At 58.3% G+C, this 19237-nt stretch carries 18 protein-coding genes; 10 read left to right on the forward strand and 8 right to left on the reverse strand.

The features are described 5' to 3' along the window. From QZ268_RS19015 to QZ268_RS19040, 6 genes are all read left to right on the forward strand, one after another. Window positions 1-354, forward strand: coding sequence for a nuclear transport factor 2 family protein (locus QZ268_RS19015; protein ID WP_295455618.1), 354 nt, complete (start codon window positions 1-3; stop codon window positions 352-354). Then, window positions 351-1880: an ABC transporter ATP-binding protein gene (locus QZ268_RS19020; RefSeq protein WP_295455619.1), complete on the forward strand. Its 1530-nt coding sequence runs from the start codon at window positions 351-353 to the stop codon at window positions 1878-1880. Before QZ268_RS19015 ends, QZ268_RS19020 begins: the two co-directional genes overlap by 4 nt. Further along, window positions 1881-2975: an ABC transporter permease gene (locus QZ268_RS19025; protein ID WP_295455621.1), complete on the forward strand. Its 1095-nt coding sequence runs from the start codon at window positions 1881-1883 to the stop codon at window positions 2973-2975. It begins immediately after the preceding gene. Continuing rightward, entirely contained in the window at window positions 2975-3982 is a 1008-nt protein-coding gene (locus QZ268_RS19030) for an ABC transporter permease (protein ID WP_295455623.1), read from the forward strand. The genes QZ268_RS19025 and QZ268_RS19030 overlap by 1 nt, the downstream gene beginning before the upstream one ends. Window positions 3983-4169: 187 nt before the next feature. After that, window positions 4170-5090, forward strand: coding sequence for a sulfite exporter TauE/SafE family protein (locus tag QZ268_RS19035; protein ID WP_295455666.1), 921 nt, complete (start codon window positions 4170-4172; stop codon window positions 5088-5090). A 44-nt stretch (window positions 5091-5134) separates the two neighbouring features. Further along, on the forward strand, window positions 5135-5881 hold the full coding sequence (locus tag QZ268_RS19040; RefSeq protein WP_295455668.1) for a TIGR02186 family protein: 747 nt from the start codon (window positions 5135-5137) through the stop codon (window positions 5879-5881). A 337-nt stretch (window positions 5882-6218) separates the two neighbouring features. Here QZ268_RS19040 and QZ268_RS19045 read toward each other — a convergent pair whose 3' ends face one another. The 6 genes from QZ268_RS19045 to QZ268_RS19070 form a co-directional block, all read right to left on the reverse strand. After that, window positions 6219-6971, reverse strand: coding sequence for an SDR family oxidoreductase (locus tag QZ268_RS19045; protein WP_295455625.1), 753 nt, complete (start codon window positions 6969-6971; stop codon window positions 6219-6221). Continuing rightward, window positions 6968-8506, reverse strand: a complete 1539-nt coding sequence (locus QZ268_RS19050) for an AAA family ATPase (protein ID WP_295455627.1) — start codon at window positions 8504-8506, stop codon at window positions 6968-6970. The genes QZ268_RS19045 and QZ268_RS19050 overlap by 4 nt, the downstream gene beginning before the upstream one ends. Before the next feature lie 87 nt (window positions 8507-8593). After that, entirely contained in the window at window positions 8594-9235 is a 642-nt protein-coding gene (locus tag QZ268_RS19055) for an acyl-homoserine-lactone synthase (protein WP_295455629.1), read from the reverse strand. A 128-nt stretch (window positions 9236-9363) separates the two neighbouring features. Beyond that, on the reverse strand, window positions 9364-10083 hold the full coding sequence (locus tag QZ268_RS19060; protein WP_295455631.1) for a LuxR family transcriptional regulator: 720 nt from the start codon (window positions 10081-10083) through the stop codon (window positions 9364-9366). Between the two features lie 410 nt (window positions 10084-10493). Next, entirely contained in the window at window positions 10494-11780 is a 1287-nt protein-coding gene (gene ccrA, locus QZ268_RS19065) for a crotonyl-CoA carboxylase/reductase (RefSeq protein ID WP_295455632.1), read from the reverse strand. 112 nt (window positions 11781-11892) lie between these two features. Beyond that, a complete protein-coding gene (locus QZ268_RS19070) occupies window positions 11893-13395 on the reverse strand; it encodes a 1-acyl-sn-glycerol-3-phosphate acyltransferase (RefSeq protein WP_295455634.1) in 1503 nt (500 codons plus the stop codon). A 189-nt stretch (window positions 13396-13584) separates the two neighbouring features. Between QZ268_RS19070 and QZ268_RS19075 the strand changes: the two genes are divergently transcribed. From QZ268_RS19075 to deoD, 4 genes are all read left to right on the forward strand, one after another. Beyond that, window positions 13585-13917 carry a hypothetical protein gene (locus tag QZ268_RS19075; RefSeq protein ID WP_295455636.1) on the forward strand — a complete coding sequence of 111 codons (333 nt, stop codon included), beginning with the start codon at window positions 13585-13587 and terminating at the stop codon, window positions 13915-13917. 234 nt (window positions 13918-14151) lie between these two features. Next, window positions 14152-16116 carry a protein meaA gene (locus tag QZ268_RS19080; protein ID WP_295455638.1) on the forward strand — a complete coding sequence of 655 codons (1965 nt, stop codon included), beginning with the start codon at window positions 14152-14154 and terminating at the stop codon, window positions 16114-16116. A gap of 132 nt (window positions 16117-16248) precedes the next feature. After that, window positions 16249-16566: an H-NS histone family protein gene (locus tag QZ268_RS19085; RefSeq protein ID WP_295455640.1), complete on the forward strand. Its 318-nt coding sequence runs from the start codon at window positions 16249-16251 to the stop codon at window positions 16564-16566. A gap of 21 nt (window positions 16567-16587) precedes the next feature. Beyond that, a complete protein-coding gene (gene deoD / locus QZ268_RS19090; protein WP_295455642.1) occupies window positions 16588-17292 on the forward strand; it encodes a purine-nucleoside phosphorylase in 705 nt (234 codons plus the stop codon). Window positions 17293-17538: 246 nt separating this feature from the next. Here deoD and QZ268_RS19095 read toward each other — a convergent pair whose 3' ends face one another. Together QZ268_RS19095 and QZ268_RS19100 are read right to left on the reverse strand one after the other, a co-directional pair. Then, complete coding sequence (locus QZ268_RS19095) at window positions 17539-18396, reverse strand: DUF1989 domain-containing protein (protein ID WP_295455644.1); 858 nt, start codon at window positions 18394-18396, stop codon at window positions 17539-17541. A gap of 440 nt (window positions 18397-18836) precedes the next feature. Next, window positions 18837-19001 carry a hypothetical protein gene (locus QZ268_RS19100; protein WP_295455646.1) on the reverse strand — a complete coding sequence of 55 codons (165 nt, stop codon included), beginning with the start codon at window positions 18999-19001 and terminating at the stop codon, window positions 18837-18839. Window positions 19002-19237 lie beyond the last annotated feature (236 nt).

Consider the following 19237-nt stretch of genomic DNA (forward strand, 5'->3'; position numbering starts at 1 on the left):
ATGACAACGTGTCTTCATACTTTGTTTTTGGCCTGGGCCGCCCCATCGCCCGAGCGGCATGCAGCCCTGACAGATGCAGCCATCGGGCCGAATTTTTATTCCTCCAATCCAAACGCTCCAGACCCGATCCAGGCTCGTGATGCCTATCTGGACGACCTTGCCCAGTTTTCGGCAATGAAGCCCGGTGCAACAGCCAAAGTGGTCGCGGTCAGCGAACATTACGGCCAGCTGCGTGCCATTTTCGATTTTGTCAAAGCCGGTCAACGCATGCTGCGCGACCAGTCTTTTGTGGAACTGGCACAGCACAGACTGCTGCGTGTGATTGGATTTTCAGGCATGGGAGAGCCCGATTGACCGCCCCCGCCATTGAACTCAAAGGGATTTCAAAATCCTTTGGACCGGTTCAAGCAAACAAAGACATCTCGATCAGCGTCGCCCCCGGCACCATACACGGTATCATTGGTGAAAACGGCGCTGGAAAATCCACCCTGATGAGCATCCTTTACGGGTTCTACAAGGCCGACAAGGGTGAGATCTGGATCAACGGCAAACAGACCGAGATCCCCGACAGTCAGGCCGCCATTGTGGCCGGTATCGGGATGGTTTTTCAGCATTTCAAACTGGTGGAGAATTTCACCGTGCTGGAAAACATCGTGCTGGGCGCCGAAGACGGCGGCCTGCTGATGCCCTCGCTGACCAAGGCCCGCAAGATCCTCAAGGAGCTGGCCGCGGAATATGAGCTGAACGTCGACCCGGATAAACGCATTGATGAGATCGGCGTTGGCATGCAACAACGGGTAGAGATCCTCAAGGCGCTTTACCGGCAGGCGGATATCCTGATCCTGGATGAACCCACCGGGGTGCTGACACCGCCAGAGGCCGACCAGCTGTTCCGCATCCTTGGTCGGCTGCGCGCCGAAGGCAAAACCATCATCCTGATCACCCACAAGCTGCGCGAAATCATGGAGGCCACCGATACGGTCTCGGTTATGCGCCGGGGGCAGATGACCGCCACGGTCAAGACCTCTGAGACCAGCCCCGAACATTTGGCAGAGCTGATGGTGGGGCGTAAGGTTTTGTTACGGGTTGATAAACTGCCTGCCAAACCTGGCAAGCCAGTCCTGGAAATCGAACAGCTGCGCATCGTGGACGGCGCCGGGGTTGAGCGCCTAAAAGGCATCGACCTGACCGTGCACGCCGGGGAGATCCTCGGCATTGCGGGCGTGGCGGGCAATGGTCAGTCTGAGCTTATGGAAGTCTTGGGCGGTATGCGTAGCGGCGAGGGTTCGATCAGGCTCAATGGCGCTGCGCTACCGTTGCACGGCGCAGGCTCTGATGCCCGTGCCCGACGCGCGGCCCACGTGGCTCATGTGCCCGAGGACCGCCAGCGCGAAGGGTTGATCATGGATTTCCACGCCTGGGAAAACACCGCCTTTGGCTATCACCACGCGCCTGAGTATCAGCGCGGCCTGTTGATGAACAACGCCGCAATCCGCGCCGATACCGAAGCCAAGATGAAAAAGTTCGATGTCCGCCCGCCGGACCCCTTGCTGGCGGCCAAAAATTTCTCGGGGGGTAATCAGCAAAAAATCGTGGTCGCCCGCGAGATCGAGCGCAACCCGGATCTGCTGCTGATCGGCCAACCCACCCGGGGCGTTGATATCGGCGCCATTGAGTTCATCCATAAACAAATTGTCGACCTGCGCGACCAGGGCAAGGCAATCCTGCTGGTTTCAGTCGAACTGGAAGAGATCCTGTCGCTGGCCGACCGTGTGGCGGTGATGTTTGACGGAATGATCATGGGCGAACGCATCGTGGCTGAAACAGATGAAAAAGAGCTGGGCCTGATGATGGCCGGCGTCGCGGGGGAGGCGGCGTAAATGGAAAAAATGCCAAAATGGGCCGATGTCGTTCTGATCCCACTGATCAGTCTGATGCTTGCTGCGGGCCTCTCGGCGCTGGTGATCCTTGCCATTGGCGAAGACCCGGTTGCAGCGGTCAAGCTGATGGTCGACGGGGCGCTCGGCTCCAGCTATGGCTGGGGCTATACGCTGTATTACGCCACCAATTTCATGTTCACCGGCCTTGCCGTGGCGGTTGCCGCCCATGCCGGGCTGTTCAACATCGGCGGCGAAGGCCAGGCGATGCTGGGGGGCCTGGGGGTTGCGGTGATCTGCCTGTTCATTCCCTGGCCACATTGGACCCTGGCGCTGTTGTTTGCCTGCCTTGGCGCGGGCCTGTTCGGCGCAGCCTGGGCCGCCATTCCGGCCTATCTGCAGGCCAAACGCGGCAGCCACATCGTCATCACCACCATCATGTTCAACTTTATCGCCGCAGCGGTGCTGAACTATGTGCTGGTCAATGTGCTGAAACCCGCCAGCTCGATGGATCCGGCCTCTGCCCGGTTCAGCGAGACCGTACATCTGCCCACCCTGCATGAGCTTCTGGCGCCGCTAGGCATCGCCTTTTCCAAATCCGCCCCCGCAAATGTCAGCCTGCTCGTGGCGGTTTTTGCATGCCTCGCTGTCTGGCTGCTGATCTGGCGGACTTCGCTGGGGTTTGAGATCCGCGCCTTTGGACGATCCGAAGCCGGTGCCCGCTATGCCGGCATCTCGCCCGTCAAAATCACCATCATCGCCATGATGATCTCTGGGGCTCTGGCGGGCATGATGGCCACCAACAACGTCATGGGCGAGGCAGAGCGCCTGGTGCTGAACGCCACCGAAGGCGCTGGTTTCATCGGCATCGCCGTGGCCCTGATGGGGCGCAACCATCCCTTTGGCGTCTTTCTGGCAGCGATCCTTTTTGGCTTTCTCTATCAGGGCGGCGCCGAGTTGGCGCTTTGGACCAAGATCCCGCGCGAACTGATCGTCGTCATTCAGGCTCTGGTGATCCTCTTTACCGGGGCGCTGGACAATATGGTGCGGATCCCGCTTGAGAAGATCTTCCTCGCCTTCCGCAAGGAGGCATGCTGATGGATTTTCTCACTCTGATCCAGGTGCTGGACAGCACCGTGCGTCTGGCGACACCGCTGCTGCTCGCCTGTCTGGCCGGTCTCTATTCGGAACGTGCAGGCATTTTTGACATCGGTCTTGAGGGCAAGATGCTGATGGCGGCCTTTTTCTCTGCGGCCATTGCTGCCGTGACGGGCAATGTCTGGCTGGGGCTGCTGGCAGGTATTGCCTCTTCCTTGCTGCTCTCTGGTTTGCACGGGCTGGCCTCGATCACCTTCCGTGGAAACCAGCTGATCTCTGGCGTTGCCATCAACTTCCTGGCAGCTGGCCTGACCGTGCTGATTGCCCAGGATTGGTTCAAACAGGGCGGCCGCACCCCCTCCTTGCTCAGTGGTGGCCGTTTTGAAGGTCTGGAATGGCCCTTTGCCATCGGCCCAGAGGATGCGGCGGCAACCGGCAGGCCGGTGTCCCAGCTGATGAAGGAAGCCGGCCCTGTGCAGCAGGTCTATTCCGAGCTGCTCTCCGGCCATTCCATCCTAGTCTATCTTGCCTTTCTGGCGGTGCCTGCAACCTGGTGGATCCTGTATCGCACCCGGTTTGGCCTGCGTCTGCGGGCGGTGGGGGAAAACCCTGCGGCGGTGGACACGGCTGGCGTTTCGGTTGTGGGGCTGCGATTTGCCGCTGTCGCCATCTGCGGGGTGCTCTGTGGCATCGCTGGCGCCTATCTGGCCACCGCGCTCCAGGCCGGTTTTGTGAAAGACATGACCGCCGGGCGTGGTTTTATCGCACTTGCCGCGCTGATCTTTGCCAAATGGCGCCCCTGGCAAGCCATGGGAGCCTGCCTGCTCTTTGGCCTGCTACAAGCCATCGCCCTGCGGTTTCAGAATATTGAGCTTGGCCCGATCGTGGTGCCAGTGCAGGCTATGGATGCCCTGCCCTATATCCTGACCGTGGTGATTCTTGCGGGGTTTGTCGGCAAGGCCGTGCCGCCCCGCGCAGGCGGTGACCCCTATGTGAAAGAGCGATAGGTCATCCCCTGACAGAACTAAACAGAGGCCCGCGCAGCTGACACCTGAGCGGGCCTATATGTTTGGCCCCTGCCCCCTGTGATCCCAGTGTCACGCATAGGTCCAGTTTCGCTTTCAAAATCAGTCCTGCGTGCTGCACAGCGGCATCCTAGTTGCTTTTCTTGCACCGCTGCGGTCTAACTTATTTATGCAAGTTTACCTTCCCATTGCCGAGGTATCGGTCGACGCCTTCCTGCTGCTGGGCCTCGGAGGCCTTGTCGGCATTATGTCCGGCATGTTCGGAGTTGGTGGGGGGTTCCTGATGACCCCCTTATTGTTCTTCATAGGCATTCCACCCGTTGTCGCGGTGGCTACTGGCGCACCCCAGCTTGTTGCGTCGTCCTTTTCGGGCGTCCTGGCCCATTTTCGGCGACGCACGGTCGATATCAAAATGGGGCTGGTCCTGCAGGCGGGGGGCCTCATCGGCGCTGGCTTAGGGGTGATTGTATTCAACTATCTAAAAAGCCTGGGTCAGGTCGATTTGTTGGTCACCCTTTTTTATGTGGTCTTCCTGGGCATTGTTGGCACGTTGATGTTCATCGAAAGCCTGAACGCTATTTTCAAATCCAGACGCGCAGGCGGGGCTCCCGCGCCCCGGCGGCAACGTGGCTGGGTGCATGCCCTGCCATTCAAAATGCGCTTTCGCACCTCGGGTCTGTATATCTCGGTGATTCCGCCCCTCATGGTGGGGGTCGTGGTGGGTATCCTGGCCGCGATCATGGGGGTCGGCGGCGGTTTTATCATGGTCCCGGCAATGATCTATATTCTCGGCATGCCCACCAAGGTAGTCGTTGGCACCTCGCTGTTCCAGATCATCCTGGTCACCGCCTTTACCACCATGCTGCATGCCACCACCAACTACACCGTGGATATCGTGCTGGCGGTTCTACTCTTGGTTGGCGGCGTCATCGGCGCCCAGATCGGCACCCGCGTTGGGGTCTTTCTCAAAGCTGAGCAACTGCGCATTTTGCTGGCTTTGATGGTCATGCTGGTCTGCACCAAACTGGGCCTTGATCTTCTGCTCATGCCTAATGAGCTCTACTCCCTTGGCGCAGCAGGAGGGCATTGACCATGGTCCGTTCCGCTTTCCTCACCGCCTCTCTGGCACTGTCCATGCTTATCTGCCTGCCCGCCCCCGGTCAGGCCGTTGAGGAAGAAGTCGTGCTTGGCCTGAGCCAGGACCGTGTTGCCATTACAGCAGATTTTGACGGGTCAGAGATTCTGATCTTTGGCGCCGTGAAACGGCAATCGCCAATCCCGGAAGGCCCGCCGCTGGAGGTCATCGTTGCGGTCTCTGGCCCCAATTCGCCAGTGACAGTGCGGCGCAAGGCAAAACGCATGGGCATCTGGGTCAATACCGAAAGCGTCATCGTTGACTCCGCCCCCAGCTTTTACGCCATTGCCACCAGCGCCCCCTTCTCCGAGGTGATCTCAGACACCGAGGATCTGCGCTACCGGGTGTCCATTGCCCGCGCCATCCGCTCGGTCGGGGCCGCAATGAACATCGCCGACGCCCAGGACTTTGCCGATGCTGTTGTGCGCATTCGCGAAGACGAAGGGCTGTATTCCCTGCGTGAAAACACCGTGGCCGTTGACCAGCAAACCCTGTTTCGCAGCGCCATAGACATGCCTGCGGATGTCACCGAAGGACACTACGCCGCCCGGATCTTCCTTACCCGTGCAGGCCGGGTTGTCTCCAGTTTTGAAACCGAAATCGACGTGCGCAAGGTTGGTCTGGAGAGGTTTCTCTATGGTCTGTCACGGGAACAACCCTTTCTCTATGGGCTGATGTCTCTGGCCATCGCAGTCGCGGCCGGCTGGGGAGCCTCAGCTGCCTTTCGCCTGCTGCGCAACAACTAACTGACCAAAGCTCAGCCTCTTTTTGTTTGACCAGCGGCCAGTCTCTTTCGTTTGAGCAGAGGTCAGTCCTTTTCGTTTGACCAGAGGTCAAGGGCCGCTTAGCGGCCGCGCCCCAGCGCGGTTCACCCTTGAGGTCAGGTCAAACAGAATACTCTGGAACTGGCTCTGATCGGGCATACTGCCAGATCAGAGCCTCTCAGCAGCTTTTCTGTTGCGCCGCGCGGCAGCGCGGCGCCGGGCCCAACGGGATTTGCGGCGCGCAAGCGCAGCACATCCGGGCGGGAGCCCCCCTTACACTGGTCTGGTGCACAGATCTGACCTGAGCATTCCAAAGCAATCAGCCGCGGCCGATATAGGGCATCTTGGTTGCCATCACCGTCATAAACTGAACATTGGCCTCTGGCGGCAATTCAGCCATATGCAGCACCGATTTGGCCGCATCTTCCACCGCAAAACTTGGCATCGGCGCCGCCTCGGGGGCAGCCTCGGCCTGACGGGCGCTCAGGTCTTCGACCATCGGTGTGCGGGCATTGCCGATATCAATCTGGCCACAGGCGATATCAAAGGCCCGCCCATCCAGAGACAGGCTGCGGGTGAGGCCGGTAATGGCGGATTTGGTCGCTGAATAAGGCACCGATCCCGGCCGTGGTACATGGGCGGCGATAGAGCCATTGTTGATGATGCGCCCGCCCTGCGGTGTCTGGCGGCGCATCTGGCGAAAGCTCGCCCGGGCGGCAAGGAACATACCATTGAGGTTCACATTCACCGAGGCATACCAATCCTCCAGGGCAATTTCGTCGATACTGCCACCGGGGGTAAAGATCCCGGCATTGTTGAACAAAACATCCAACCGGCCGGTGGCCATGACAAATTGATTGACCGCATGATCCACGGCGGTGGCATCGGTCACATCCGCCGGCAGAACCGTGGCATTCACGTGCCCCATGGCGATCTCTTCCAGCACCTCTTGGCGGCGCGCCAAAAGACCAACCTGCCAGCCTCTGGACAGGCAGAGCTCCGCCACGGCCCGGCCAATGCCAGAACTCGCCCCGGTGATCAGAATGGTTTTTGCACTGTCAAAACTGCTCATAACAGCGATGCCTCCTCTTGCATTTCCAACGTCAGAGCCGCCGCCGGGGCAGCCTTCAGATCGTCCACCCGCAGCGGTCCCATTGGTTTGGACAGCCGGTTGCGCACCACCCAGATCAGGCGCTCCTGCGCCCGGGTGATGGCCACATAGGCCAGGCGTTTCCACAGCGGCTGCCCCGCCTCCACCCGCCCCATACGGGCGGCGGCATAGATATCAGGCGCAAAGACCTGGGTGGTATCCCACTGCGAGCCCTGCGCCTTGTGGATGGTCACCGCAGCGCCGTGCAAAAAGGTGGCGCCCATGCGGGCGGCATAGGGAATAAAGGGCTCTTCCTCATCCGGCTTTTCAATTTTCACAATCGAGGCCGCCGAGACCTGCGGGTCTTCGGCCCCCATCACATGCAGACGCGAAAACCCCGGCTTGCGCCCTGGCCCCAGATAGACCACCTGGGCGCCCTTGATCAGTCCGCGCGCCTCCAGGTCGAGCCGCTTCTTGCGGTGTTTCAACGGCAGTTCCAGCCCATCACAGATCAAAGGCTCGCCCTCGGCCAGGGCATCCTCGGGCGCACCATGCACTCTGCGAAAGGCATTGATCAGCCGGATGCGGGTGGCATTGCGCCAAACCAGCACCGGGCTGCGCGCCATCAGGTCGACTTCGACCCGCTGCCCCCAGACCACGCGCTCATCGCGCTTGGCGGTTTCTTCGATCATCCGTTCAAAATCATCAAACCCCAGCGCCGGATCCGCCAGCGCATGGGCAAGATCCAAAATGGGATTATCCGCCTCCTGGCGGTGGACCCGATGCAGCACCAGCTGGCGCGGCTCTGGCAGGGTTTCAAACACCATCGACCCAGATTGATTGACCGGCGCCAACTGCGCCGGATCTCCAAACAGCACCAGATTGGGAAAGATCTCTTTCAGATCCTCAAACTGGCGGTCATCCAGCATCGAGGCCTCATCGACAAAACCGATATCCAGCGGATCTTCGCGCCGTTTCCAGCCGGTGATAAAATCGGATCCCCGCAGTCCCGCAGCGGCAAGCGCCCCGGGAATAGATTTGTTTTTCTCATAGAAAGCCGCCGCCCGCGCCAAAGCCTCTTCTGTCAGGCCATCGACCTCGGGCAGCTCACCATTCCCGGCGAGCCATTCGGCGATCCGTTCATATTCCGGGTCATAAACCGGCGTGTAGAGAATGCGGTGAATGGTTGTGGCCGGAACCCCCCGCAGCCGCAAAACGCTGGCCGCCTTGTTGGTTGGTGCCAGGATTGCTAGCGACCGGCGCCCGGTCTTTTTGCGGCTTTCATAATCGCCCGAGACCACTTCGACACCGGCCTTTTCAAGCGTTTTATACAGCTCGGCCAGTAACAGCGTCTTGCCGGAGCCTGCCTTGCCAATCACCGCCATCACCCCAGCTTCCCCCATGGGAGGCTGCAGCAGACCGTCCTCCAAATCCACCCCGGCCTGGCGCAGCAAAGCCGAAACACTGTCAAAGGCAACGGCCTGATCATCGGAGAATTTTACGGTCAAATCTGTCATGGCGCGACACTATCCCGGCGGGGTCGGCGACACCAGCGCAACCGACCCCCTGTTCTTAATCTTCATCCGCCCATGTCTCTGCCAGAATCACCCGGTCAGGCGCATCGGCGCCACAGCAGAAGTGCTGCCTAAGGAGCGATCAAACCACAGCTGAGACATTTCCGGCGCGATACCTGCCCGTTGTGCCACCCGCTGATAGGCCTGCACGTTGTATTCCCATAGGCCAAGGCTGATCCTGTCGCGGCCAACACCCGCAGATTTGATGATCTCGGGACTAAAGCCAAGACTGCGGTAGATCCGCACCATGCGGCGATCAAACACCCCGGCAAAATGGGAAACGGAGAGGTTTCGCATGATCTCCAACCCGGCCAGCGTCAGCGCCCCGGCCACATTTCCGGTTGCCTGCCGCGACAGGCAGAACCGGGTACATTCCCAGATCAATGGGCTGGAAATCGGATTGCCGCCGGTCAGGTTCGAAAACACATCATTGACCATCACCGGCCCGGTTGTTGGCAAAAACCGCATCGAGCCCCCATGGCGGCCATCGGGCATTTCCCAGATTACATAGAGCGGGTTCAACGCATCATATTGATCGCGTTCCTCGCCCCGGTGGTCCACCTGGACATCCCAGCCCAACCTGGTTTGAAACTGATCAGCACGATCCACAAACATCGAATGGGCCAAATCGGCATGGGCATTCAAATCACCTGCATAGACATAGCGTAGCATTTCATAAGTCCCCTTTTGCTAGAAACACGAGGGGAGCCTACGCCCGCAAAGCGAGTCCACCCAAGGCTCAAGAGACCCTCAAAGCGGAATAGTTAACGCTGCTAAGTGCAAGTATTTGAAATCAAGCGTTAGATAATCACCATTCCGCAGCTCACTGCGCGGGCAATGGCATGGGTGGTGTTCAGCGCGCCCAGCTTGAACCGCGCACTTTCAATATAGACCCGCAGCGTGTGCTCGGAAATCGACAGGGTCTTTGCGACCTGCGCCCGACTGTATCCAATGCCCAACAGGGTCAACGCATCCAGCTCCCGGGGGGATAGGGGCTGTGCCTGCTCTGGTGCGCGGTCGGGTTCAAACTCCAGTGCCTTACGATTGAAGTAATGCCCAATCAGGATCAAATCGCGGCTGTTCCGGTCGATGAAATTGTCCCAGATTGCATCCTCGCAATGATGGCTGACCGAGAACAAGGCAAACTGACCATTGGGGCCGCGAATAGGGACCGAATAGCCCTGGTTGCCGACACCATGTTCCATCGCGGCCTGAAAAAACTCGCGCGCGGGTTTGGTGGACCAGTCAAGACGCCGCCAATCCACAGGATGGAAGCGCTGATAACAGCCAGAAACAACCGGGTCGATGCGGGTGTAGTTCTTGTCCTGATACTGTTGGGTCCACGCATCCGCATAGGTGCCAAAATAGTAATGATCCCCAGCACTATCGACCCAATGATACATCGCATGATCAATGGAAAATACCTTGCAGATACTTTCAATGATACCCTGCAGCCCCTCAAGGGTCTGTGTGGCGTCCAACGCCGTCAGTATCTTGTCCAGTTCTGTTTTGGTCGTCATGGCGTCACATATCACTCTGCTATGGAAGTAATACGACCCACTTCACGCGCCGAACTCTCGACGCAGGACCCGTCCTCCTCATTTCCCGTTTCTTTTTTCTTCACTAAAGTCTCTCAGGTCAACGAATTCGTTGCTCCTTTGCCCATTTCTTGGGCACTACAGTCCCTAAAACCACAAGACCTTCAAGCCGATAGGAAAAAAATTGCAGGTCTGGCAGATCACCTGTCTGGCTGCCCACCCGTCTGGCTGCCCATATCTGAGGCTGGCCGGACCAAACAGGGGCGATCTCGCGGTCCAACTAGGGGCGTGCCTCCGTTAAGCGTAAACAAAATCGGGCGCCGCAGCTCCCCGGCAAGGGAGCGCGACGCCCGACTTTTCATCTCATGGGCTCTGCGCCCAGATGGTTTGGCTTATTTGCCTGCTTCAAGCACATCTTCGAGAGTGCGCAGGCCGGTTTTTGGGGCCTGAACCAGAACCGACATATTGCCCGGTTTATGCTCGTTGCGCAGCATTTTCATATGTGCGTCCGGCAGGTCCGACCAGGAGAAAACTTCTGACATGCAGGGGTCAAGACGACGCTCAACCATCAGCTTGTTCGCTGCAGCAGCCTGTTTCAGGTGGGCAAAGTGCGAGCCCTGCAAACGCTTCTGGTGCATCCACATGTAACGCACATCGAAGGTCAGGTTAAAGCCGGAGGTGCCTGCACAGATCACAACCATGCCGCCCTTTTTACAGACGAAGGTCGAAACCGGGAAGGTTGCCTCACCAGGGTGTTCAAACACCATGTCGACGTTATTGCCTTTGCCGGTGATCTCCCAGATGGCAGCGCCGAATTTGCGCGCTTCTTTGAACCAAGTGGCATATTCCGGTGTGTTCACGGTGGGCATCTGGCCCCAGCAATTGAAATCCTTGCGGTTCAACACGCCCTTGGCACCCAGCCCCATGACAAAGTCACGCTTGCTTTCGTCCGAGATCACCCCGATGGCATTGGCGCCAGCAGTGTTGATCAGCTGGATGGCATAGGATCCCAGGCCGCCCGATGCGCCCCAGACCAGAACGTTCTGACCGGGTTTCAGGTCATGAGGCTCATGGCCAAACAACATACGGTAGGCGGTGGCCAGTGTCAGCGTGTAGCAGGCGCTCTCTTCCCAGCTCAGGTGCTTGGGGCGCGGCATCAGCTGTTGGGCCTGCACATTGGTAAACTGGCTGAAGGACCCATCAGGGGTTTCATAGCCCCAGATGCGCTGGCTGGGAGAATACATCGGATCGCCACCGTTGCACTCTTCGTCGTCGCCATCATCCTGGTTGCAGTGAATGACAACCTCATCACCGACCTTCCAGCGCTTGACCTTGTCACCAACGGCCCAAACAATCCCGGAGGCATCGGAACCGGCAATATGATAGGGCTGTTTATGGCCATCAAAGGGGCTGATCGGCTTGCCAAGCGCAGCCCAGACACCATTGTAGTTCACCCCTGCGGCCATCACCAACACCAACACTTCGTGGCTGTCGAGCTGGGGCACATCAACCACTTCCTGCAACATGGCGGAATCAGGATCACCATGGCGTTCTTTGCGAATGGCCCAAGCGTACATTTTCTTGGGGACATAGCCCATGGGTGGCATTTCACCGACCTCATACAGGTCTTTTTCGGGAGCCTCGTAAGACAGCGGTCCGGTTTGTGTGTCCAAAGCCATGGTGGCCTCCTATTTCAAAGGTCATTGCTGCGACGCAGAATCGCAGCTGCTCCCTGATGGATAAAAACAGCCGGGTAACATTGCAACCCCTACCGGGGGTCATATTGTAATTTTATGACCTCGCAGGCGCAGAAATATCCAATGCGCGTGCAGCATCATCGCCTTCGGGAAGGCCCAACGGCCCCTCTGGAAGCAGATGCGCAAGGGAGTTTGCGTAATACTGCAACAGGTCCTGTTTGGCCGGCACCACCACCAACAGCCCTCCTTGCTGCACGACCAGCCCCCGCCGCAGCAGAATGCGCCGCGCCTCTTCTGCGGCAGTGCGCAAACTGGCGCTGTTATGATGCACCACAACTCGCGGTAACTGCTTTTGCAGCATCTCCATGTGGTGCTCCAAAGTCTCCACCCCCATAGGGCCGTGGCGCAGCAACAGCCAAGCAGCAAGCGGAACCGGCAGCACCGGCACCGCCTGCCCGATCCTAAACAACAGCTCTGTGGCAAGATCCGTGGTCAGGTCGGCGGCAGGATCGCAGCTTGGTGCCTCTGCCCCATGATCTGGCAGCTGCAGCGCGCCGTTTCCGGCACCCCGCTTTGCAAATTCCCGCAGGCTTAAGGGGCGGCCAAAGTTGACTGCAGCATAGCCAAAACGATGGTAGCGGCCCGTCATCCACAACCAAAGCTGGTGCAGGATGCGCGCCATGATCACGCCGATTCGGGCCTTGAATCGGCGTTCCCCGGCGCGTGCAGCTGAGGTCAGGATGGTATCTTCCAGAACCCAGTCATAATTTATTGCCACCGGAACAAACAGCACATCGCGCCCCTGGGGATCCTCAGCGTAGGCATCGCCTGCTTCCACGATGTATTTCAACAACCCCAGTTTTGGTTCAGCCAGGGCACCATCCAGGCTTAGCCCTCCCTCGGGGAACATCGCCTGGGTTGCCCCGCCCTGCGTCGCCAGACGCATGTAGGCCGCAAGCACCCTGCGATAGAGATCATTGCGCGATTTGCGCCGAATAAAGTAGGCCCCCATGGCCCGGATCAGCCGTGAGAGCGGCCAGACCCGCGCCCATTCCCCCACCGCATAAGACAGCGCCGAGCGCCGCGCCGCCAGGTAGGTCACCAGCACGTAGTCCATGTTGGAACGGTGATTCATCACAAAAATCAGCGTTGCATTGGGATCAAGCTGACGCAGTGCCGCTTTGTCCTGATAGCCAAGCCGCACACGATAGATGGCATTGGACAGCAAGCGTGCGGCGCGGATAGCAAAACCAAAATAGGCAAAGGCCGAAAAGCTCGGCACGATTTCGCGGGCATACCGGCGCGCCTGTTCAAAGGCGACGTTTTCGGGGATCCCTTCTGCAGCGGCATGGCGCGAAATTGCCCGGGCAACTTCGGGATCATAGATCAGGCGTTGGATCATGTCATAGCGGCGGGTCAGTTTGAACGGCTCTATCGGCCGTTCCAACCGCAGATTCAGCCGCGCCACAGCCCGCTCAAACCGACGACGAAAGAACCAGCGCACCGAGGGAAACAAAAAATGCGAGGCAAAAGTGACCGCTGCAAACAGCAGGATCAGCACCAAAAGCCAAAGCGGAAGCTCAACTGTTCGCGTCATAAGCAGAGCCTACAGGAGGAACCACACGAGGAAAAGGAAGCTGGCGGCTAAGTCTCCGCTTGCGAAACTTTAAAACGGCGGCGCCAAAAATAACCAATTTGTGATAGCCTATTGTTAGCTTCCCCCGCGTGGGCGCATTGGAACCCGAGGGAGCCCGCTTAAAAACAACAATAGAGGGAAATGCCTGTCATGAACCGAAGAACCATCTTCAAAACCGTTTTGGCTGCTGTTCTGGCCTCCACCATCGCTCTTCCAGCTGCTGCACTGGACCGCCGGGTTACCATCGTGAACGATACCAACTACACAATCATGCAGTTCTACGGCTCCAACAAGGGCACTGATTCCTGGGAAGAGGATATCCTTGGGCGCGATGTGTTGCGACCAGGCCAATCCGTTCGCATCGATTTTGATGATGGCACCGGCTACTGTAAATTCGACTTCAAAGCGATTTTTGATGATGATGACGTTTTGGTGGCCCGCGGCATCAATGTCTGTAAAATCGGCACCTATACCTACAATTAACCGGGCAATTAACCGGGCAATTAACCGGGCAAATGGCCCACCCCCGAACCCGGGCAGCCTGCTTGCCCGCGTTCGGGGTGCAGGCTGGTTACAGCGCGTCTTTGCCCGGCAAAGGCGCTTTTTTTGTGCCGCCGCCCGAATTGCCGCAACGCAGCGAATTGACATGGGTTGAAAATTGCAGTCTAGATCCCCTCAGCGAAATATAATTACCGACCAAACAACGCGAGGCTCTCCATGTCGCAGATGCAGAATGACCGCAAAACTGATCGTCCCTGGCTGATCCGGACCTATGCCGGCCACTCCACTGCAGAGGCTTCGAATGCGCTGTACCGCTCCAATCTGGCCAAGGGGCAGACCGGCCTCTCGGTGGCCTTTGATCTGCCCACCCAGACCGGCTATGACAGCGACCATGTTCTCGCCCGCGGCGAAGTGGGCAAGGTTGGCGTTCCTATTGGCCATCTCGGGGATATGCGCAGCCTGTTCGATCAGATCCCGCTGGAGCAGATGAACACCTCGATGACCATCAACGCGACTGCGCCCTGGCTGCTGTCGCTCTATATTGCTGCTGCCGAAGAGCAAGGTGCCGATGTTTCAAAACTGCAAGGCACGGTGCAAAACGATCTGATCAAGGAATACCTGAGCCGCGGCACCTATATCTGCCCGCCCAAGCCCAGCCTCAAGATGATCGCGGATGTGGCTGAGTACTGCTACACCAATGTTCCCAAATGGAACCCGATGAACGTCTGTTCCTACCACCTGCAGGAGGCCGGCGCGACGCCGGAGCAAGAGCTGGCCTTTGCCCTGGCCACGGCACAGGCGGTTCTGGATGAGCTGAAGCCGCGCATCGCGCCGGAGGATTTCCCGGCACTGGTTGGGCGGATCTCCTTCTTTGTGAATGCCGGCATCCGTTTTGTCACCGAGATGTGCAAGATGCGCGCCTTTGTTGATCTTTGGGATGAAATCTGTCGCGACCGCTACGGGGTCGAGGACTCCAAATTCCGCCGCTTCCGCTACGGGGTGCAGGTGAACTCGTTGGGGCTGACCGAACAGCAGCCAGAAAACAACGTCTACCGCATCCTGATTGAGATGCTGGCGGTGACCCTGTCGAAAAAGGCCCGCGCCCGTGCGGTGCAGCTGCCAGCCTGGAACGAAGCCCTGGGCCTGCCCCGCCCCTGGGACCAGCAATGGTCGATGCGGATGCAGCAGATCCTGGCCTATGAAACCGACCTTCTAGAATTTGAAGACCTGTTTGACGGCAACCCGGCTGTCGACAAAAAGGTCGAGGCCCTGAAGGAAGGTGCCCGCGCCGAGCTGGCCAACCTGCAATCCATGGGCGGCGCCGTTGCCTCGATTGAATATATGAAATCCCGCCTGGTGGATTCCAACGCCGAGCGCCTGAACCGCATCGAGCGCAACGAGACCGTTGTGGTGGGGGTAAACCGCTGGACCGAGGGCGAAGCCTCGCCGCTGCAGACCGAAGACGGTGGCATCATGGTGGTTGATCCCGCCGTAGAGCAGGAACAGATCTCACGGCTCAACGCCTGGCGTGCCGCACGTGACACGGGGGCCGTAGAACAGGCTTTGGCCGACCTGCGCGCCGCCGCACGCGATGGCAGCAACATCATGGAGCCTTCGATCAAAGCGGCCAAGGCCGGCGTCACCACCGGTGAATGGGCCGAAGAAATGCGCAAAGTCCACGGTACCTATCGCGGCCCCACCGGGGTCTCCGGCTCGCCGTCAAACAAGACAGAAGGGCTGGAAGACCTGCGCGAGGCGGTCAATGCGGTCTCTGACCAGCTCGGCCGGAGGCTGAAGTTCGTGGTTGGCAAACCCGGCCTGGACGGCCATTCAAATGGCGCCGAACAAATCGCCTTCCGGGCCCGTGACTGCGGTATGGACATCACCTATGATGGTATTCGCATGACTCCCGAAGAACTGGTGGCACAGGCGCAGGATGACGGCGCCCATGTTGTTGGCCTGTCCATTTTGTCCGGCAGCCATCTGCCGCTTGTCGAGGAATTGATGCAGCGCATGGAACAGGCGGACCTTGGCCATATCCCCGTCGTGGTCGGGGGGATTATTCCCGATGAAGACGCAGAGAAATTGAGCCAAATGGGAGTCTCTCGCGTTTATACTCCAAAGGATTTTGAATTAAACACAATCATGGCGGACATTGTGAAACTTTCACGCCCCTCCTAGATTGTTGAAATCCGCATTTTTTCAGAAATGGCCCGCCTAATTTTAAAATTAGGCTGGTAATCTCTATTCATTTTGGCATTAAGAAACATAACGCAACAATTTGTGTGCGATATCTCAACTTGGAGTATCAAAATGAGTTTTGATCTTTCGGAAATGTCCCGTAAAGAGCTTTTGGAACTAAAGGCCGGCATTGATGATGCCCTGAAAGAAGCAGAGCAGCGCGAGCGCAAAGAAGCCATCAAGGCCGCAGAAGAAGCGGCTGCCAAGTTTGGCTTTTCTCTGGACGAAATCGCAGGCCAGGCAAAGAACACCGGCAAGAAGCAAAAAGCCGCTGCAAAATACCGCAACCCGCACAACCCAGAGGAAACCTGGAGTGGCCGGGGTCGCAAACCACATTGGGTGCATTCTGCCATCACCTCTGGTATGGATATCTCTGACCTGGAAATCTGATTCCAGAACAGGAGACACCAAATGACCATTCATATCGGCGCTCAAAAGGGTGACATTGCAGAAACCGTTCTCATGCCTGGCGACCCTTATCGGGCGAAATGGGCGGCAGAGACTTTCCTGCAGGATGCCCAATTAATAAACGAAGTGCGCGGAATGCTGGGCTATACTGGCAGCTGGAATGGTCACAAGGTCACAATTCAGGGGAGCGGCATGGGTATGCCCTCCCTTTCCATATACGCAAATGAATTGATCCGAGATTTTGGTGCAAAAACCCTGATCCGTATTGGATCATGTGGCGGAATGCAGCCGCAGGTCAAATTGCGGGACGTGATTGTGGCAATGACGGCGACCACCCTCGCCTCCCCCTCCCAAAGCATTTTTAAGGAAGTGAACTTTGCCCCCTCGGCGGATTGGTCGCTTTTGCAGGCTGCAGTCACAGCTGCACAATCGCGCGATATTGGCACCCATGTTGGCGGCATTTATTCCTCCGATACCTTTTATGACGAACGCCCAGATCTGAACGAACAGATGGTGCGTCACGGCATTCTTGGCGTCGAAATGGAGGCGGCAGAACTTTACACTCTGGCAGCGCGGTATCAGTGCCGCGCCCTGGCGGTCCTCACGGTCTCTGACCACCTTGGAACTGGCGAAACCCTGCCCTCTGACCAGCGGGAACGCAGCTTTGGGGATATGGTCGAAATCGCCTTGGAAGCTGCTTTTGCCTAAGCGCTGAGCGTAAGCTTAGTCCGACAGTTGCACGTCTCTTGGGTGGTGCGACCCAGTCAAAAGACGCCCCCTGGGGGGCGTCTTTTTCTTGCCACCTCAGCCTGTTCAAACACACTGCCGCTTCTGTGGTGCGATAGCGCAGCGCGCCTTGGCGGCGCGCTGCCGGGCCCAAGAGGGGCGCCGCATCTTGATGCGGCACGCCCTGCGCGGGAGCCCCCCTCCTGTGAAAAACATCTCGACCGGAAGTTATCGCCCGTGGCTTTGATTGTAGCCATTCAAATCCGGGCTCTGCCAATCGCCTAGCGCTCCCGCCTCTGGGGCAAAGATCTCCACCAAGAGCGGATAGCAGGCAGCGGCATCGCTGGAGTGTTGCGCAGAACAATCCCCCCCTGGACAGGCGCTCAATGCCCCCAGCAGTGGGATCTCGGCAAAAAACTCAAGATAGTCACCAGGCCGTACCGGGCTTTGTTTCATAAAATACTGCCCGGTATCACGGGTAAATCCTGTGCACATAAAGACGTTCAGCACGTCATGCACATGGGGTTCCGCCTGCGCCGGGCTGACGCCCAGGTGATCAGCCATGGCGCGGGTCAGGTTTGAATGGCAACACTGATGGTACTGGCTGCCCGCCAGCAAATTGCCCGTATAGGGATCGCAACGGGTGCCAATGACATCATGCACCGAGCCACCAAAGGCATCTATCCCGTACCACTCCAGACTATCCTCAACAATCGTGGCCATCGGGCGCATCGCCGGAAAACTGCTCCACATGCGCTCCCCGGTGGTGATATGGGTTCCATGCAGCGCACGGGTCTTACCAGAATAGAACCGCTCCTTCAGATCATCCCGGTTCCACAGATTCAAATCGCCAACCTGTGGTCCCTCGACCGAAGTGATGCGAAAGAAATGACCGGCGGGGGCTTCAAAACAGGCAGCATCGCGGGGACTGACCAAAACCTCCCCGGTTTTTACAGCGCCCTGACGCGCGGACCGATACAGCGTAAGATCCGGCACCGGAAGCGTCGTGTTGGGGTAGCAAATCACCGGTTTGACGGCACGGCGCGCTTCGGCATCTGCGGGCACGTGATGGGATGACTGAGCCATTTGGGAACCTTCCATTGTTTGCGCCAAATAGGCCTATTTCACCAAGCCTGCGCAACCCTGATCCTGCCGCTGCCGCTCACGTCCTTGTCAGATCGCCCCTTGCCAGCAACCTCACAACGCACCGCCATCTTCTCTGTCACAGGAGAGCTAATGCCCCCGCAAACAATCCCGAGGCTCTGCCGTGCCTGGCTGCAGCGCACCGCAATTGCTGCACCGCCACCGATGCAAGCTGCGCTCTTGGCGCCAGCGGCAATCGCGAGTCAGGGTTGTCGTCTTGCGGCGGTAGATGAAATAGCCAAAAACGCCGGTGAGCAGCAGGAGTAAGAGAATGGGCATGCCAGCGCTGTAACGCCTCAGCCTCTTCAGCTCAAACAAAAACCTCCGAACCGAGGGAGGTCGGAGGTTTCTGTGAACGGCGGCTCTCGATCAAGCTACGGCTATCAAGCTGCGTCGTAATAGGGAACAAAGCCTTCGGTGGAACCACTATCCTGGCTCGGCTGCAGCGCCTCTGGCGTGTAATAGGCCCAGGCCTGATCCAGATCCTGCAGAGCCGCCTCGGCCTTGGCAGCGGCGGCAGTGTTTGGCAAAAATTCTACGGTCTTCATTGTCTTATGTCCTGATCGGTTTCAAACCTCTCCCTTGGCCCAAACATAGGCGCTCTCAGGTTTGAACGCACCGGACATAAGTGCAGTCTCGGCATGCATTTATTGCAAGCCCCCTCACGTGCTGCACCGCGTCCATAAGAAAACCCCCGAACAGTTTCCTGCCCGGGGGTTTCTAATTCATCCTGTCTCGCTCAGCGCCAGGATCGGCGACTGATCAGACGGATAGGTTAGGCAGA

Origin of the sequence: uncultured Pseudophaeobacter sp., assembly GCA_905479575.1 — a bacterium.
In the GTDB taxonomy this organism is placed as follows: domain Bacteria; phylum Pseudomonadota; class Alphaproteobacteria; order Rhodobacterales; family Rhodobacteraceae; genus Pseudophaeobacter.

Coding starts and splice junctions, on each gene's coding strand:
- QZ268_RS19015 (WP_295455618.1), top strand. CDS start 1: ATGACAACGTGTCTTCATACTTTGTTTTTGGCCTGGGCCGCCCCATCG.
- QZ268_RS19025 (WP_295455621.1), top strand. CDS start 1,881: ATGGAAAAAATGCCAAAATGGGCCGATGTCGTTCTGATCCCACTGATC.
- QZ268_RS19030 (WP_295455623.1), top strand. CDS start 2,975: ATGGATTTTCTCACTCTGATCCAGGTGCTGGACAGCACCGTGCGTCTG.
- QZ268_RS19035 (WP_295455666.1), top strand. CDS start 4,170: ATGCAAGTTTACCTTCCCATTGCCGAGGTATCGGTCGACGCCTTCCTG.
- QZ268_RS19040 (WP_295455668.1), top strand. CDS start 5,135: ATGCTTATCTGCCTGCCCGCCCCCGGTCAGGCCGTTGAGGAAGAAGTC.
- QZ268_RS19045 (WP_295455625.1), bottom strand. CDS start 6,971: ATGAGCAGTTTTGACAGTGCAAAAACCATTCTGATCACCGGGGCGAGT.
- QZ268_RS19050 (WP_295455627.1), bottom strand. CDS start 8,506: ATGACAGATTTGACCGTAAAATTCTCCGATGATCAGGCCGTTGCCTTT.
- QZ268_RS19055 (WP_295455629.1), bottom strand. CDS start 9,235: ATGCTACGCTATGTCTATGCAGGTGATTTGAATGCCCATGCCGATTTG.
- QZ268_RS19060 (WP_295455631.1), bottom strand. CDS start 10,083: ATGACGACCAAAACAGAACTGGACAAGATACTGACGGCGTTGGACGCC.
- ccrA (WP_295455632.1), bottom strand. CDS start 11,780: ATGGCTTTGGACACACAAACCGGACCGCTGTCTTACGAGGCTCCCGAA.
- QZ268_RS19070 (WP_295455634.1), bottom strand. CDS start 13,395: ATGACGCGAACAGTTGAGCTTCCGCTTTGGCTTTTGGTGCTGATCCTG.
- QZ268_RS19075 (WP_295455636.1), top strand. CDS start 13,585: ATGAACCGAAGAACCATCTTCAAAACCGTTTTGGCTGCTGTTCTGGCC.
- QZ268_RS19080 (WP_295455638.1), top strand. CDS start 14,152: ATGTCGCAGATGCAGAATGACCGCAAAACTGATCGTCCCTGGCTGATC.
- QZ268_RS19085 (WP_295455640.1), top strand. CDS start 16,249: ATGAGTTTTGATCTTTCGGAAATGTCCCGTAAAGAGCTTTTGGAACTA.
- deoD (WP_295455642.1), top strand. CDS start 16,588: ATGACCATTCATATCGGCGCTCAAAAGGGTGACATTGCAGAAACCGTT.
- QZ268_RS19095 (WP_295455644.1), bottom strand. CDS start 18,396: ATGGCTCAGTCATCCCATCACGTGCCCGCAGATGCCGAAGCGCGCCGT.
- QZ268_RS19100 (WP_295455646.1), bottom strand. CDS start 19,001: ATGAAGACCGTAGAATTTTTGCCAAACACTGCCGCCGCTGCCAAGGCC.